This window comes from Lacticaseibacillus thailandensis DSM 22698 = JCM 13996 (assembly GCF_001436135.1).
GTDB classification, from domain to species: domain Bacteria; phylum Bacillota; class Bacilli; order Lactobacillales; family Lactobacillaceae; genus Lacticaseibacillus; species Lacticaseibacillus thailandensis.
On sequence record NZ_AYZK01000010.1, the window covers coordinates 1 to 15,487 of the forward strand.

At 54.0% G+C, this 15,487-nt stretch carries 17 protein-coding genes, 1 pseudogene and 1 other annotated feature; of the genes and pseudogenes, 8 read left to right on the forward strand and 10 right to left on the reverse strand.

Annotated elements, in window-relative coordinates; genetic code table 11:
* Positions 1-82: 82 nt before the first annotated feature.
* The 8 genes from rplL to FD19_RS08955 all read right to left on the reverse strand — a co-directional run bounded on the left by rplL (position 83) and on the right by FD19_RS08955 (position 6,226).
* A complete protein-coding gene (rplL, locus tag FD19_RS08920) occupies positions 83-448 on the reverse strand; it encodes a 50S ribosomal protein L7/L12 (protein ID WP_054750593.1) in 366 nt (121 codons plus the stop codon).
* 63 nt (positions 449-511) lie between these two features.
* Positions 512-1,018 carry a 50S ribosomal protein L10 gene (gene rplJ / locus FD19_RS08925; RefSeq protein WP_056969850.1) on the reverse strand — a complete coding sequence of 169 codons (507 nt, stop codon included), beginning with the start codon at positions 1,016-1,018 and terminating at the stop codon, positions 512-514.
* A gap of 34 nt (positions 1,019-1,052) precedes the next feature.
* Positions 1,053-1,174, reverse strand: a sequence feature (ribosomal protein L10 leader region).
* 160 nt (positions 1,175-1,334) lie between these two features.
* Complete coding sequence (locus FD19_RS08930; RefSeq protein ID WP_054750594.1) at positions 1,335-1,781, reverse strand: DUF5362 family protein; 447 nt, start codon at positions 1,779-1,781, stop codon at positions 1,335-1,337.
* A gap of 83 nt (positions 1,782-1,864) precedes the next feature.
* On the reverse strand, positions 1,865-2,449 hold the full coding sequence (locus tag FD19_RS08935; RefSeq protein WP_054750595.1) for an SHOCT domain-containing protein: 585 nt from the start codon (positions 2,447-2,449) through the stop codon (positions 1,865-1,867).
* A 198-nt stretch (positions 2,450-2,647) separates the two neighbouring features.
* Positions 2,648-3,337, reverse strand: coding sequence for a 50S ribosomal protein L1 (gene rplA, locus FD19_RS08940; RefSeq protein ID WP_056969852.1), 690 nt, complete (start codon positions 3,335-3,337; stop codon positions 2,648-2,650).
* A 111-nt stretch (positions 3,338-3,448) separates the two neighbouring features.
* On the reverse strand, positions 3,449-3,877 hold the full coding sequence (gene rplK, locus FD19_RS08945) for a 50S ribosomal protein L11 (protein ID WP_054750596.1): 429 nt from the start codon (positions 3,875-3,877) through the stop codon (positions 3,449-3,451).
* 166 nt (positions 3,878-4,043) lie between these two features.
* Positions 4,044-4,985: a dihydroorotate oxidase gene (locus tag FD19_RS08950; protein ID WP_054750597.1), complete on the reverse strand. Its 942-nt coding sequence runs from the start codon at positions 4,983-4,985 to the stop codon at positions 4,044-4,046.
* Positions 4,986-4,987: 2 nt separating this feature from the next.
* On the reverse strand, positions 4,988-6,226 hold the full coding sequence (locus FD19_RS08955; protein ID WP_054750598.1) for an MFS transporter: 1,239 nt from the start codon (positions 6,224-6,226) through the stop codon (positions 4,988-4,990).
* A gap of 432 nt (positions 6,227-6,658) precedes the next feature.
* On the opposite strand from FD19_RS08955, the gene pyrF reads away from it, so the two are divergent.
* From pyrF to FD19_RS08995, 8 genes and pseudogenes are all read left to right on the forward strand, one after another.
* Positions 6,659-7,417: an orotidine-5'-phosphate decarboxylase gene (pyrF, locus tag FD19_RS08960; protein WP_235804154.1), complete on the forward strand. Its 759-nt coding sequence runs from the start codon at positions 6,659-6,661 to the stop codon at positions 7,415-7,417.
* On the forward strand, positions 7,410-8,051 hold the full coding sequence (pyrE, locus tag FD19_RS08965) for an orotate phosphoribosyltransferase (RefSeq protein WP_054750600.1): 642 nt from the start codon (positions 7,410-7,412) through the stop codon (positions 8,049-8,051). The genes pyrF and pyrE overlap by 8 nt, the downstream gene beginning before the upstream one ends.
* Positions 8,052-8,228: 177 nt before the next feature.
* Complete coding sequence (locus FD19_RS08970) at positions 8,229-8,729, forward strand: hypothetical protein (RefSeq protein WP_056969854.1); 501 nt, start codon at positions 8,229-8,231, stop codon at positions 8,727-8,729.
* Between the two features lie 24 nt (positions 8,730-8,753).
* The gene (locus tag FD19_RS08975; RefSeq protein WP_056969856.1) at positions 8,754-9,809 is read left to right on the forward strand and encodes an Mbeg1-like protein; all 1,056 of its coding nucleotides are present in this window, start codon (positions 8,754-8,756) and stop codon (positions 9,807-9,809) included.
* Positions 9,810-9,834: 25 nt separating this feature from the next.
* On the forward strand, positions 9,835-10,515 hold the full coding sequence (locus FD19_RS08980; RefSeq protein WP_056969858.1) for a DUF969 domain-containing protein: 681 nt from the start codon (positions 9,835-9,837) through the stop codon (positions 10,513-10,515).
* A pseudogene (locus tag FD19_RS08985) lies at positions 10,515-11,428 on the forward strand (DUF979 domain-containing protein). The gene FD19_RS08980 and the pseudogene FD19_RS08985 overlap by 1 nt, the downstream one beginning before the upstream one ends.
* Positions 11,429-11,455: 27 nt before the next feature.
* Positions 11,456-12,103 (forward strand): pyroglutamyl-peptidase I, encoded by a 648-nt coding sequence (gene pcp, locus FD19_RS08990; RefSeq protein WP_056969859.1) that lies wholly within the window; start codon positions 11,456-11,458, stop codon positions 12,101-12,103.
* Between the two features lie 19 nt (positions 12,104-12,122).
* On the forward strand, positions 12,123-12,443 hold the full coding sequence (locus tag FD19_RS08995) for a DUF898 family protein (RefSeq protein ID WP_054750603.1): 321 nt from the start codon (positions 12,123-12,125) through the stop codon (positions 12,441-12,443).
* Positions 12,444-12,535: 92 nt separating this feature from the next.
* Here FD19_RS08995 and FD19_RS09000 read toward each other — a convergent pair whose 3' ends face one another.
* Entirely contained in the window at positions 12,536-14,545 is a 2,010-nt protein-coding gene (locus FD19_RS09000; RefSeq protein ID WP_156639697.1) for a glucose PTS transporter subunit IIA, read from the reverse strand.
* Between the two features lie 30 nt (positions 14,546-14,575).
* Positions 14,576-15,469, reverse strand: coding sequence for an N-acetylmuramic acid 6-phosphate etherase (gene murQ / locus FD19_RS09005; protein WP_054750604.1), 894 nt, complete (start codon positions 15,467-15,469; stop codon positions 14,576-14,578).
* Between the last annotated feature and the right edge of the window lie 18 nt (positions 15,470-15,487).

Consider the following 15,487-nt stretch of genomic DNA (forward strand, 5'->3'; position numbering starts at 1 on the left):
TCACCAATACGATTTGACGAAGACCAAAAAAACGCCCGCCACCCCCGCGGGGATGGTGGACGTTTCCTGGACGGAACCAAAATTACTTAACGGTAACTTCAGCGCCAACTTCTTCAAGCTTGGACTTGATGTCGTTAGCTTCGTCTTCAGTAACACCTTCCTTGACGTTAGAAGGAGCGGCGTCAACGACACCCTTAGCATCCTTCAAGCCAAGACCAGTGATTTCACGAACTGCCTTGATAACCTTAACCTTCTGCTGACCAGCATCAGTCAGTTCAACGTCAAAGCTGTCCTTAGTGGCAGCATCGTCACCTGCAGCAGCGCCAGCAGCAACTGGGGCAGCAGCGGTAACACCAAATTCGTCTTCGATAGCCTTTACCAGGTCGTTCAATTCAAGGATGGAAGCACCCTTGATCTGTTCAATAATAGCGTCTTTGTCCAAAGCCATGATTGAATCCTCCATTTTGTTAGTTTTGTTAGTAACGTTACGCAACGAATCGCCAAACCGACATTAAGCGGCTGGTTCTTCGTCCTTGCTGTCTGCAATCGCCTTGATGACGTATGCGAAGTCGCGTACAGGTGCCTGAATGGCAGATGCGACCATCGAAATCAAGCCATCGCGGTCTGGCAGACTTGCCAGCTGTTCGATTTCTTCAAGGCTGGATTGCTCGCCCTGAATGATACCACCCTTAAGCTTCAGGGTTTCAAATTCGCCGGCGAACTTCTTACCAATGCGGGCCGGAGCCACAACATCAGTTTCAGAATACAAAATAGCCGTTGGGCCAGTGAACAGTTCGTCCAAGCCTTCGTAGCCAACCTTGTCAGCGGCACGACGTAGGTAAGTGTTCTTAACCACTTCCATCTTGGAGTCACTTTCACGTAATTCCTTACGCAACTGGGTAACCTGGTCAACCGTCAAACCACGGTAGTCGATAACGATTACGGTAGCGGCGTTCTTCAGGTTTTCGGCGACTTCGTCAACAACCTTAGCCTTTTCAGCAATAATTGCTTCACTCATGTGTTTTACCTCCTTTGTAGTATTGTGGTGGAATTTTTATATAAAAAAACTCCATGTCCACCAAGACATAGAGGTATCGAATACTACTTGATACCACCTCGGCAGGATGATTAAGGCTAACGCCCCCTGAGTCTTAGGTGAAGTTTTAACACAAGTGACAGCTTACCATGCCTGCCCCTAACCGTCAAGCCCTACTTGCCGACCACGGTCCGTGGCGCCAGCGTTTAGTAATGGTTGCCAATCTTGACCCCCTGCTCACACTAACCGCCATGGCGAACACAGGTACCAACAGGCGTTGATGCCCCGTGTCAGCATGCTAATCTTGGTCGTGGTGCTGGTGCAAAATCCGGTCCTTGACTGCTTCGTATTCATCTGCGGATAGGATTCCTTTGGCCTTCATCTCACTTGCCCGTTCTAGGTCGTCAAAGTCACTGGTTGCTTGTTGACGCCGCTGCGTTGCAGCCTGCCGAAACTCTTCAGTGTCCGCACTACCCGCCATCACGTAGGCGACTAACTCCAGAACCCCACCAACGATTGTAAAGATCAGGAAGAAAATTCCCCACGCCAACATGGAACCGCGTTGGGCAACGAACGCCTCATCACTCGCATTGTGAAACTTTAACAGGAGCGACCCACCAATAATCATCGGCACCCCGACGATGGCACCAATGATCGTGAGCGTGCAGAGCGCACCCACAACGATGGCCCAAATAGCCCCTACATAAGACAGCGTTTTGGCTGTCTGCAAATTTGGATTACGCATAATCTCACCCTCCGTGTCCTTGATCACCTAACACTTAAAGGATAACTGGGGCTGGTGGCAATCGCATCCGCCGTTGGACTGATTTATGCCTCCGGGTGAGTTGGCGGCGTCGTGGGGTCCTCCGAGTTGGCCGCACTACTTGCTGGTGCGTCCGCATCGCTACTGGTCCCTGACGCCGTCGGGGTGTCGCTACTCGCAGCCGTTGACGCGGAAGCATCCTGCGTGGCAGCATGAGCGTCGTTAACGTCCACTCCCTCTTGCTTCAACGCCGCCGCCTTAATATCCTCAAACTCAGCCTGGGAAATGACGCCCTTCTCCTTGAGTTCATATGCGCGTTCAACACTACTAAAGCTCATGGTCGGTCGCGCATCAACGTTCGCCGCTGGCACGTGGTTGTTCACCTGGAAGTAGGCAACCAACTCCAGCACACCGCCAACGAGGGTACAAAATAAGAAGAAGATCCCCCACCCTAGCATGGCACCACGGTGGGCATAAAAATTGTCATCGTTATAGTGTCGGAGCCGCAACAAGTAAATCCCACCAATAATCATGGGAATGCCCAGAATAATCCCGATGATCGTCAGGCAATACAATGCCCCCATCACGATGGCAAAAATAGCCCCAATTAATGACAGTGTCTTAGCTGTTTGTAGTTGCGAATTGTCCATGATTGCTCTCCTTCACTTTGCGAACGGTAACCTTGTGCAAAGTATACCACAGCGTGCACTGACGCGAATACGTCGCACGACTGCTTGTTAATAGTGATGCTACCTCAAGCCTGTGCTGACATCCGCAACAAAAATAAGGCAGGCAATAAAAAACAACCACCGGCCATAACGGTCGATGGTTGTTCTCAACGCGCTTAATTAGAACTGGTTAGCGTCAACACGGACGCCAGGGCCAAACGTGCTCGTGACAGTCAGAGACTTCACGTAAACACCCTTAACGGTGGATGGGCGCGCCTTGATCATCGTGTCGTTGAAGACACGGAAGTTCTCCAGCAACTTGTCAGAATCGAAGCTAACCTTACCGATAATGGCGTGGATAATACCAGCCTTGTCGACACGGTAGGCTACTTGGCCAGCCTTGATGTCGTTAACAGCCTTGGTAACATCCATCGTCACCGTACCAGTCTTGGGGTTTGGCATCAGACCCTTAGGACCAAGGACACGGCCAAGACGACCAACCTGGGCCATCATCTGGGGCGTGGATACAGCAACATCAAAGTCCATGAAGCCGTCAGCGACGTCCTCAACCAAGTCCCGGCCACCGACGCGGTCAGCACCAGCTTCTTCAGCCTGCTTAGCGGCATCGCCTTCAGCGAAGACGATCACCTTCTGGCTCTTACCAGTACCGTTAGGCAGGACGATTGCCCCACGTAACTGCTGGTCAGCCTGCTTAGGGTCAAGGTTCAGGCGGTAAGCCACCTCAACCGTTGCGTCAAAGTTTGCGTAGTTTGTTTCCTTTACGAGTTCGAGCGCTGCCTTAGGGTCGTACACCTTGTCGGCGTCAACCTTCTTAACGGCCTCGAGATACTTCTTACCATGTTTTGCCATTCTGGGATTTTCCTCCTTGCAAATGTGGTCAACGGACGCATGCGTCCTTCCACTTGATTACGTCGGCTTTTACCGACAATCCGACCTACTGTTCCGACTTAAAGCGCAGGTTTAGCCCTCGACTTCAAAGCCCATGGAACGAGCGGTACCTTCAACCATGCGCATAGCAGCTTCAACACTACCTGCGTTAAGGTCTTGCATCTTCGTCTCAGCAATCTGCTGAACCTGGTCCTTGGTAACCTTAGCTACCTTCTTGGTGTTTGGTTCACCAGAACCCTTGGCAACACCGGCAGCCTTCTTCAAAAGAACGGCTGCTGGTGGCGTCTTGGTAACGAAGTCGAATGAACGGTCTTCGTACACAGTGATGACAACAGGAATCATGATACCTTTTTCCTGGTCCTGAGTACGTGCATTAAATTCCTTCGTGAAGCCAGAGATGTTAATCCCAGCCTGCCCCAAAGCAGGACCAACTGGCGGCGCTGGAGTTGCCTGACCAGCGGGAATCTGAAGCTTAACGACATTTGCTACTTTTTGTGCCACGAATAATTACCTCCTTATTCCGTGCTGTGGTGTTGATGGCCAGTAGTTTTGGCCTCCCACTTGTATGCACAAAACATACTTGAATAATATACCACAGTGCGGTGCGCGAAGCAATCGCCACGACGCGGTGCTGCGGACACCGCACAACGCTAGTCAATGCAAGGACCTACTGGGTAGCGGCCACGTGCAGTTGGCCAACCGCGCTGGTCACGTCGGCATAGCCTTTGCTAGTCAAAATGTCTTGCAACTCCTGGTTCAACCGGTCAAAGATGGGCACGCCTTCTGGCCCGAACGCCGTCGCCACCTGCACCATCGACGCCCCGCAGAGAATCAGGTCGTAAACATCACGCCCCGTCTGTACGCCACCAGTACCGATCTGCGCGATATCATCCCGCAACCGTTCGTGGAGTGCCCGCACATTGGCCAGCGCCGTTGGTTTAGCGTAGCCCCCGCCAATACCACCGAACCCACCTTTGGGCTCAATTGCCGGGGCATCAGTTTGGGGATCCACGAAGAAGCCGTTACCCAAACTATTAATACTGTTAGTGTACTTCACTGGATATTGGTTCAGGATACGTGCAATCGCGTCAAAGTGGATGGGGTCAAAGAATGGCGGCAACTTCACCCCTAACTCTAGCTGGGGGAACCGCGTAAACACCTTATCCAGCAGGGCATCGGTCGCATCAAAGTCATACGCCAACTGCGGGTGGCCCGGAATATTCGGACAAGACAGGTTCAATTCCACGATTCCCGCAAAGTCGTTCGCGGCAATTTGCGCCAACACTGCCAACTGGTCCGCTTCGGAAAAGCCGGCCACCGACAGAAAGTTGTTGGCGCCGTGATCAGGCAGGGCGGTCAGGTAGTCGAGATAATAAGTGAGCCCCTTGTTGGGCAGACCCATAGAGTTAATACTGCCATACGGCAACGGCGACATCCGGTGACCCGGATTGCCCGCGCGCGGCGTCAAGGTCGCGGTTTTGGTCACAAAACTGCCTGCACTACTGTGACGCAATTTTTCCAGATCCCCAGCGGTCGAGCAACGCACCCCGGCACCATTCATCAACGGACTACTGTACGTCCGTCCCAAAAATTTTGTTGTTAACGTCATGATTATGCCTCCTTGGCTGGCACGTGCAGTGCCTTCAACCCGTGCATGGACAACATGGTGATACAGCTCAATACGTACAGCGTGGCCAGGGAACCCATGACCACGATCAACGAGTAGTGATCCATCAGGAAACCAATAACGACTGAGGAAAAGCCGCCGATTGCCCGCCCAATGTTGACGATGACGTTATTGGCGGTCGACCGAATCGCACTCGGGTAAAGCTGGCTGATCACCGCACCATAACCACCAAACATCCCGTTGGAGAAGAAGCCAACGATAGCACCCGCTAGTAACATGGTGGCGCGACTGTTCACCATGGCGATACCAAAGACGGACAGGGCTGACGCTAACAGGAAAATGCCAAACGCGCGGCGCGGGCCAAACTTATCTAGAATGGTCCCGAACGTCATCATGCCTAGGCTCATCCCGACGATGGTCGTGATCATCCACACGGAGGAGCCAGACACGGACAGGTGCAGCTGGGCCTGCATGATGGTTGGCAGCCAGCTCATCAGGCCGAAGTAACCGGCAATTTGCACGATCACCATGAAGATCAGGGCCAGGGTTTGCACGGCTAACCGTGGCGTTTTAAATAGCTCACCCACGGTTGCTCGCGGTGTGGCCCCGGCAGCTTTGCGTTCGAGGAACCCCTCACTCTCCCGCACGTGCCGCCGGATAAAGACAATCAGGATCACGGGCACCACGCCGACCAGGAAGAGGGTGTTCCAAGTGCTAACGCTCAGCACCCAGGCCGCAACAATAGCGGCTAACACGGCACCGACCTGGCCACCAATTGCGGCCACGGAAGTCAAGCGCCCAATATCTTTGCGCGGAAAGTTATCGGCGATGAGCGTAATGCCAACGCCGTACTCCCCACCGGCACCAATTCCGGCAACGAAGCGGCAGAGATAAACCATATAGGCGTTGTGGGCAAAGTACATGGCGGCAGTAGCAATGGCAAAAATAAAGACCGTCTGCGAGAATGTTTTCACACGCCCGAAACGATCACCTAAAATACCGAATATTAAGCCGCCCACCAACATGCCGAGGTTGGTGATGGTGACGATGAATCCCGCCTGGGTTCCGTTCAGATGCATATCTGCAGCGATAGAACTCAGCGCGAACGACAGGAACATGACGTCCATGTTCTCCAACGCAAAGCCGGCGCTGGTGGAAGCCAGCACCCACTTACGCTGCGCAGTCACGGAATGCGACTGCGGGACCGACACTACTTGACTCATAATAATCCCTCCAAAATGGCTGCTCACAGGCAACCGTTATTTTGTGTTCATACGTCGCAAGCAGTATGCCACATTCGCACCGCTGTGACAAGAGTCAATTTAAGTAGCGACTGGGGGGTGATGAGGAGCGTAGCCCTAACACCATCTTGCATGCCTGGGCATACGATCACGTTAACTACTTCAAATTTGATGGCGTTGGACGTGTGGGTGGTCACAAGCTACGGCGGAGAGTCGGTCAGCCGCGGGCGCACCGCCACGTGCAAGCTTATCCCACCACGCCAACAGTGCAAAAATATGTTGACGCCGACGGGCAAGGACGGTTATACTGTGGTCAATTTAAGACTTTAAATTGGTCCCGTGAGGCCAGCAAGTGATAATTTCGGTATGGGCGCCGTCTATCTTGGCGCGTCCGCACACCTCACGGGGCAGTCTGTGAGGTGTTTTATTTTGTCCATCGTGAACCAAGCTGAACCACCGCTCATCATCGCACTAGACTTCCCCACCCCTGACGACGCCCTCGCCTTCGTACAGCGTTTCGACCACCCGGAAGAACTGTTTTGCAAAGTCGGTATGGAACTCTACTACCAGGGCGGTCCCGCCGTTGTCCGGCAACTCCAAGCACTGGGCGTCCGGGTCTTCCTGGACCTCAAGTTGCATGACATCCCCAACACCGTCGAACGTGCCGCCCGCATCATTGGTGGCTTAGGCGTGGCCCTCACTACCGTTCACGCTCAAGGTGGCCGCAAAATGATGGCCGCTGCTGTGCGTGGGGTCCGCGCCGGAGCGGCGGATGCTGGCGTGCAGCCAGCCAAGGTGCTCGCCATCACGCAACTAACGTCAACTAGCCCGGCAGCGCTCCGGGATGAACAGCAAGTCGCCGTCCCGTTACCCGACTCCGTCAACCACCTCGCACAACTTGCGGCAACCAGTGGTCTGGATGGTGTCGTGTCGAGCGCGGCGGAGGTAGCTGGCATGCGGCCGCACCTCCCGGACGACTTTCTCTTCATCACCCCAGGAATTCGACTCGCGGACGCCCATGTTGACGACCAAGTCCGCGTCATGACGCCTGACGCCGCACGCCGCGCTGGAAGTTCCGGCATCGTCGTTGGGCGCCCAATTACACAGGCTACTGATCCCGTGGCGGCCTACCAGCACATCAAATCACTTTGGGAGGAACCAATTCATGAATAACGACATTGCGAACCTAGTGGCGAGTGACTTGTTGGATATCAACGCCGTCACTATCCGCACTGACCCACCGTTCACGTGGGCCAGCGGCATCAAGGCCCCCATCTACACCGACAACCGTCTTACCATCGCCTACCCGCGTATCCGTGAGCAAATTGCCGCGGCGTTAACGCGGACAATTGCCGAACGGTACCCGGACGCCACGGTTATTGGTGGGGTTGCCACCGCCGGCATTCCTCACGCCACGCTGGTTGCCGCTAACCTCAACTTGCCGTTGATCTACGTACGTGCGCACCCCAAGGACCACGGCCAGGGGAAACAAACTGAGGGCAAGCTAGCAGCAACAGACAAAGTCGTGTTGATCGACGACCTCATTTCGACTGGGGGCAGCGTGCTTAACGCCGCCAAAGCTGTCCAGGCAACCGGCGCAACCGTGCTGGGTATCTGCGCAATTTTCAGTTACCAACTGCCGGACGCCGCCCGCAACTTTGCCGCGGCCGGACTAACGCTGACCAGCATCACCGACTATGACCACCTGATTGCAGCCGCCGTTGCCCACGGCCACCTGCCCGCTAACGAACTGGATAACGTCCGGCAATGGCGGCAGGATCCTTGGCAGTGGACCAACAAGTCTTAATCAATATATAGTAGAAACGCGCCCCGGTGACCAATCAGGGCGCGTTTTATGTACTACAACTACAATTGCAACCACCAAACTAACTTCTTACACCCAAAGCGTTTTCATTATTGCCAGAACAATCTACAATGATGTTATACGGACACCGACCGTAACCGGAATTAAGGAGGCGTTATTATGAGCATTACGGATGAATTTATCGCGGCCATCACCGCCGATGTGGCGCTACAACTGGACGCCATTACGCAGTTGGGCCAGCAAGTCGCTCACCGTGTCGTCGCACGGCAACAGCAAGAAGGTACCACTGAGCAGGACATTGACGTCACGTTGACCGGGCTCACCATTACTTTGCACCCCACACCGAATATTGACGCGTTTATGGCCGACCACCCATTTGTACAGTTGGCGGCCCAACCTGGCATTCAGGGTAACGACCATGAGCAAACGCTCACCGTCGAGACCGCCAAGTTTGGGGTCATCGAACTGCGGCGGGCTGCCGACCCAAGTACCGTGCGGGTCGAGTTCCACAGCCTCAGCCCCCACATGTGGCAGCGGGTCAGCCACAACATGGTCTGGGAAGCACGCCTCACCGTGCCGGTGCATGAAATAACGGACGGTGATAACAACCTCATTGCCACGGTCTTCCCACCGAATCAGCACCCCCACTTCATTGACTAATGGGTACCCCAAGGAGGTGACACCATGGCCACCATGCTGGACTATCTGGCCCACGCGCGGACTGAATCCCCCAAGGCTATTCCACTCAATCCCATCGAAGTAGCGGCGCTGGCCCAATTGGCGTACCTCAATCTTGATGAGTGGCAGTACCAGACTTTGCCCAACCTGGACACACTGGCAACTTTGCCCGCCCTCAACGACCTGGTCGCTGGTACCTGGAATGAAGAGGGTAACCGACAACTAGTGCAACATTTAGGCCAGGCTCCGCGCTTCCGCGACGCCCACATCCTCAACTACTTGAATCGGCAAGACCCAGATCAGGAGCAACAGTTTTCGGTCATGACGTTGCAACTGGCACCGCAACGCTACTACATTGCCTTTCGGGGCACACGCGCCAACTTTGTGGACTGGAAGGAAGACTTTAACATGACCTACATGGACGCCACGCCCTCGCAGGTTGACGCCGCGCGTTACGTCCGCCACCAAATGGACCGCTACCCGGGTAGGTTCTACCTGGGTGGGCACTCAAAGGGCGGCAACTTAGCCACGTACGCTTACCTACACGCGGGTCCGACCACCCAACGACGAGTCATTGCCGTGTACAACCTGGATGGCCCGGGTCTGGGCGCACCACTACCAGCTAGCGCCAACGGTATCGTGCATAAGTTGGTGCCCCAAAATTCGGTGATCGGCATGATCATGGAACGCACCCATAACTTCCAGGTGGTACAAAGTACGGCGCACGGGCCGCGTCAACACGACCCGTTCACGTGGGCGGTCAGGGACAACGACTTTGTCTACCTCCCCACCACCAGCGCCCTATCACAGCACGCCCAACGCACCATCAACCTATGGGTCGACAGCATGGATGACGCCACCAAAGCCGCGGCCCTCAACGCGGCGTACCGCATCATCCAACAGACTGAAGTGTCGACCCTCACGGAGCTCCGCCGCAACTTTCCCCAAAGCGCCAAGTTGATCGTCCAAGCGTTGCACCAAACCGACGCGGCAACCTATAACGAGTGGCGGGCGGTCATGCAACAACTGATTGGCGCGTTATTGGCATCACGAAACCATTGATTACCATACGCAAAGGAGGCTCCACATGGAATACTTAAAGTTACTGGGGATCGTCATCATTGTGGTTGGCTTTGCCCTCAAGTGGGACACCACCGCGGTCGTCGTCATCGCCGCACTGGCCACCGGGTTATTTGCCGGCATGTCGGTGCCCGACTTGTTGCACACCCTGGGTCAAAGCTTTCTGGACAACCGCATGGTCTCGCTCTTCTTCCTCACCCTGCCAATGATTGGTCTGGTCGAAAGCCACGGACTCAAACAGGTGGCGGTCGCCGCCATTCAAAAGCTGAAGCGATTGACCCCCGGCCGCATCCTCAACTTATACGTCATCATTCGCGCCCTGGCCAACGTCTTTGGCATTAGCCTCTCTGGCCAAGTGCAGTTCGTGCGGCCCCTGATTCAACCGATGGTGCAAGCCGCAGCAGAACAGCACCACCACCTGACTCCCGCCGAAGTGGATTTGACCAAGGGACGGAGTGCCGCGGTCGACAACCTCGGTAACTTCTTTGCCCAAAACCTCTTCGTAGCCTCCGGTGGGGTGTTGTTGATCGCCAGCACCATGAAGTCACTCGGCAAACCAGTCAGCGCCATGAGCATCGTCATCGCCAGCATTCCGGTCGCTATCACCATGCTGGTGGTAACCATCATCTACAACACGCTATTTGACCGACGCTTTCGGGCCAACAATGATCAGGGGGGCAAACACTAATGATGAATAACTTACTCATTGCACTTTACGCCCTCATTGGGGCCATGATGGCGCTAGCCGCCATTGAATCCTTCCGCGACCGCGAGAATCCGGCACGATACGGGACCGGTATTTTCTGGACCTTTCTGGCGGTCATCTTTGCCTTTGGCGACTTCATCCCCGCCACCGTGGTGGGGGCCATGCTGATCATTATCGGGGTGCTCGCCCTGGCTAGGCAGATCAAGGTTGGGCACCTGCCAGCCGTGAACGTTAAGACCGCTACCAACGCGGCGCACCAGCTAGGCGGTTGGATCTTTCTGCCAGCATCGTCCTGGCCGTCGTCTCCATCGCCATCGCGCAGTTTACCAGTTTGGGCGGCCAAATCGGTATTGGGATTGGTGCCTTGGTCTCCCTGATTGTCGCCGTCATCCTGACCCGTACTTCTGGTAAGCAAGTCTACCGGGACACCCAGCGGATGGTCCGCTCAGTCGGTGCCCCCGGGGTACTGCCCCAGTTGCTGGCAACCCTCGGCGCGGTGTTTACCGCCGCGGGCGTGGGCACGTTGACGGCCAAGCTGATTGCCGGCGTTTTCCCAGCTGGTAATCAGTTCGGTGGCGTAGTCCTCTACTGTGTTGCCATGGCACTGTTCACCGCCATCATGGGTAACGCCTTTGCCGCCTTTGCGGTCATCACCGCTGCCATTGGGGTGCCGTTTGTCATCGCTCAGGGTGGCAACATCGCCGTGGTCGCGGCGATGGGGATGACTTCTGGGTACTGCGGCACCCTGCTGACCCCAATGGCGGCCAACTTCAACTCGCTGCCGGTTGCACTAATGAAAATGGACGACGAAATGGGCGTCATTCGTCAGCAGGTACCCGTCGCGATTATCCTGCTGGTCCTACAAATTGGCTTAATGTACTTATTGGCATTTTAATTTACACCACACTACGGAGGTATTATGATGAAAATTCTTGTGACTGGCTTTGACCCCTTTGGACCCGACAAAATTAATCCGGCAATTGAAGCCGTGAAGCGGCTTCCTGACACCATTACAGGTGCGACCATCGTGCCGCTGGAAATCCCTACTATCTTTAACCGCTGTGCTGAGGTGGTGCACGATGCCATCGTACGCGAACAACCCGACTATGTGCTCAGCATTGGCCAGGCTGGGGGCCGCTTTGGCCTGACCCCCGAGCGTATCGCCATCAACCTGGATGATGGGCGCATAGCGGACAATGCGGGTTACCAACCCCTCAACCACACCATTCACGCGGACGGCGCCAACGCCTACTTTGCCCAATTACCTATCAAGGCCATGACCCGAGCGATTCGGGCGGCGGGCTTGCCCGCCAGCGTCTCCAATAGTGCCGGGACGTACGTCTGCAACCACATCATGTACCAGGTGCAGTACATGCGGGACAAAGAGTTCCCGCAAATCCAGGCCGGGTTCATGCACATCCCCTTCCTGCCGGATCAGGTCACTAACCGACCGAACACCCCGTCACTGAGTCTAGATGACGACGTACGGGGTATCACGGCGGCCATCACGGCCATCGTGGAACGTAACGGCCAGGGTGACATTGAAACCGTTGAGGGTGCGATTGCGTAAGGTTAAAGGAGAATAATTCGTGGAAACAAAGCATGGACGGCACTCGTTTTTCGACGGTGGTCTGCTTAGCCTGATTGGCTGGAGCATCCTCGGCACAATTGTTACGGTTTGCACCGGTGGTATTTGTTACCCCTGGTCGATTACCATGCGGTACGGTTGGCGCATTAACCACACCGTGATCGACGGCCACCGGATGCATTTTAACGGCTCGGCGGTCGGCTTGTTTGGCAACTGGATCAAGTGGTTGCTGCTATCTGTCATCACTCTGGGTATCTACGGCTTCTGGGTCCACATTAAGCTGCTAGACTGGAAGGCCCAGCATACCGAATTCATCAATTAGTTACGCCACAATAAAAGCGCGGAGCGAACATCTGGGTAAGTTCGCGCCGCGCTTTTGGTGCAGTAGCAGCAATGAATAGTCTATTGTCAGGACTACTTGTTGTGAGCCTGCATAACCGGGCTACCAACTTCGACCGCACCATCATTATATTGTGATAGCGTTGCCACAGCGTCCATGTTGGTAATGACCGTAATGACTGTCGTATCTTTACCCGCAGCCTGCACCTGCTTGAGGTCCATGGTACCCAACTGTTGGCCATGACTTACATGGTCACCTGGCTTGATGTTGAAGTTAAACGGTTTGCCGCCTAATTCAACTGTGTCAATACCCATGTGTACCAATAGCTCCAAGCCTGAATCTGTCTTGAGTGTAAATGCATGCTTTGTCTCAGTCAAACTGATGATCGTCCCATCTGCAGGAGCAACAATCGCTTCCATGTTAGGAACAATCGCAAACCCATCACCAAGCATCTTTTGAGCAAACGTGGCATCCTTCACTGCCGACATCTGTATTAGCTGTCCAGAAGCAGTAGCAACCAAGTTAGTATCCGCTCCAGCAACTGGTGTGGCATTCATAATTTGGTCAACATCAATGCTGGACGCATCGGTAGCGGATGCGACTGTAGCGCCACTGGCATTAATCAAGTTACCTTCAACGTCGTGCGCTAGCATCGCCGACTTTGGTACCCCAAAGAAGAAGGTTGCCAAGAAGCCACCAGCGTACGCTGCAAGGAGGCCAAATACGTAACCTAACCACTTGCCATTAGCAATCAGGGGAATTAGGGCCACACCCGAAGGACCAATGGAAGTAGCACCAATACCACCGATGGCACCAATCACAGCACCACCGATACCACCACCAACACAGGCCGTAATGAATGGCCGACCCAGTGGAAGTGATACACCGTAAATCAGGGGTTCACCAACACCGAGAACACCGACGGGCAACGCACCTTTAATCATTCCCGTCAGTTGCTTATTCTTGCGGCAACGAATCCACAGCGCAATTGCGGCACCAACCTGACCCGCACCGGCCATAGCCAGAATTGGTAACAGCGGCGTGTTGCCCAAACTCTTGATCATCTCGAGGTGAATTGGAGTCAAAATCTGGTGTAGTCCCAGCATAACCATTGGGAGGAAGAATAGTCCGAGCATGAAGCCGGCAAAAGCACCACCAACGTGCAGAATCCAATTAATCGAACCAACAAGGGAGCTGGAAACCCAACCAGCTGCGGGCATAACCAGAAAAATCGTAAAGCAACCGACAATCAGTAACGTTAGAAAGGGTGAGAAAATGATATCAACAGAATCTGGAATAACCTTGTGGAAGAATTTTTCTACGTATGACATTACCCAAACGGCAAAAAGTACCCCAATGATCCCACCAGAACCAGCAACCAATGCTGAACCAGTAAAGATGTTAGGCAAGGTAACCGGGGCAACCACTCCTGGAAGGTAAATCAAACCAGCAATGATACCGCCTAATCCTGGGGTTGCCTTGAATTCCTTCGCCGCATTAATCCCGACATAAATATTTAGGTAAGTAAACAAACCACTGTTGATAACTTTCAGCACAGTAATAAACGTAGTCCAATTGGTACCTAAATCACCAGCTGTCTGCATGTTAGCCAAAATGCCTGCAATACCAGAAATCAGCCCAGCACCAACAAACGCCGGGATCAATGGAATGAAGATGGCACTAATATGTTTCAGCGCTTGCCGCCACCATGTCTGCTTCAACTGTGCCTTTTGTGCCGCATGTACTTCGGCTGCTTTCGCCTCTACAGCTGACTTCCCAGCCGCGTATGATTCGGAACTATTAGCATCGGGAAAAGGCTCACCCAAACCAACACCAACCTGATCAACCATCGCCTGGGCGACTTTGTTCACAACGCCAGGGCCCACAATAACCTGTAAGGTATCTTCCTGGGCAACTCCCAAAACGCCAGGCACTTTCTTGAGCCCGTCAACATCTACCTTACTATCATCACGCACCGTAATCCGTACCCGCGTCATACAGTGAATCAACTTTGCTACGTTTTGGGGACCACCTATATGTGCATATATGCCAGTTGCGATAGTCTGGTACTTATCTGCCATGATGTTTACCTCCTTATGTTAATTATCTGACACCTAATTTGTCTTAATACGACCAATAAACCCTTCAGCTTGCGCCAACCGTTCAGCTGCGGTAGCGCGATCGAGCCCGGTTAGCACCATAACAATGGCCAACTTAACATTCTCGCCGGCCTCCTTAAAGGCATTCGTTGCCACGTCCTGAGTACAGTCCGTGGCCTGCATAATGATGCGCTGGCTTCGTTCAATCAACTTGGCATTAGTTGGACGTACGTCAACCATTAAGTTGCCGTACACCTTGCCAATCTGCACCATGGCGCCAGTCGACAGCATATTCAGCACCATTTTCTGTGCTGTGCCCGCCTTCAACCGTGTTGAGCCAGTCAACACCTCCGGGCCCACGGGTACTTCAATATTAATTTGGGCATGGTCCGAAATTAAGGCCCCAGCGTTGCAAGCCAAGCTGATTGTTCCGGCGCCAGTCTCCGCAGCATAATCAAGGCCCCCCACAACGTATGGCGTCCGTCCCGAGGCGGCAATCCCTACTACAGTATCGACGTCAGCCAGACGCCGCTCCGCCAGGTCATCTGCAGCCAACTTCAGGTTATCTTCGGCACCTTCAACTGCAACGGTCATAGCCGACATACCACCTGCAATTAAGCCTTGTACCATGCTTGGTTCAGTACCGAAGGTAGGAACACATTCTGCTGCGTCCAAAACGCCTAGCCGACCACTCGTACCTGCGCCAATATAGAAAAGCCGACCACCTTGCTTAAAAGTTTGCGCAATACGCGCAATGGCTTGCTCAATTGCGGGCAGTGCGCGGTGCACACTATCCGCCACTGTCCGATCCTCAGCATTCATCGTTTCGGCAAATTCATGAATACTCATTTGATCTAAATACGTGGTACGTTCATTGCGACTTTCCGTGGTTAAACTTGCTAAATCCATCAGCCTTATTCCCCCCTA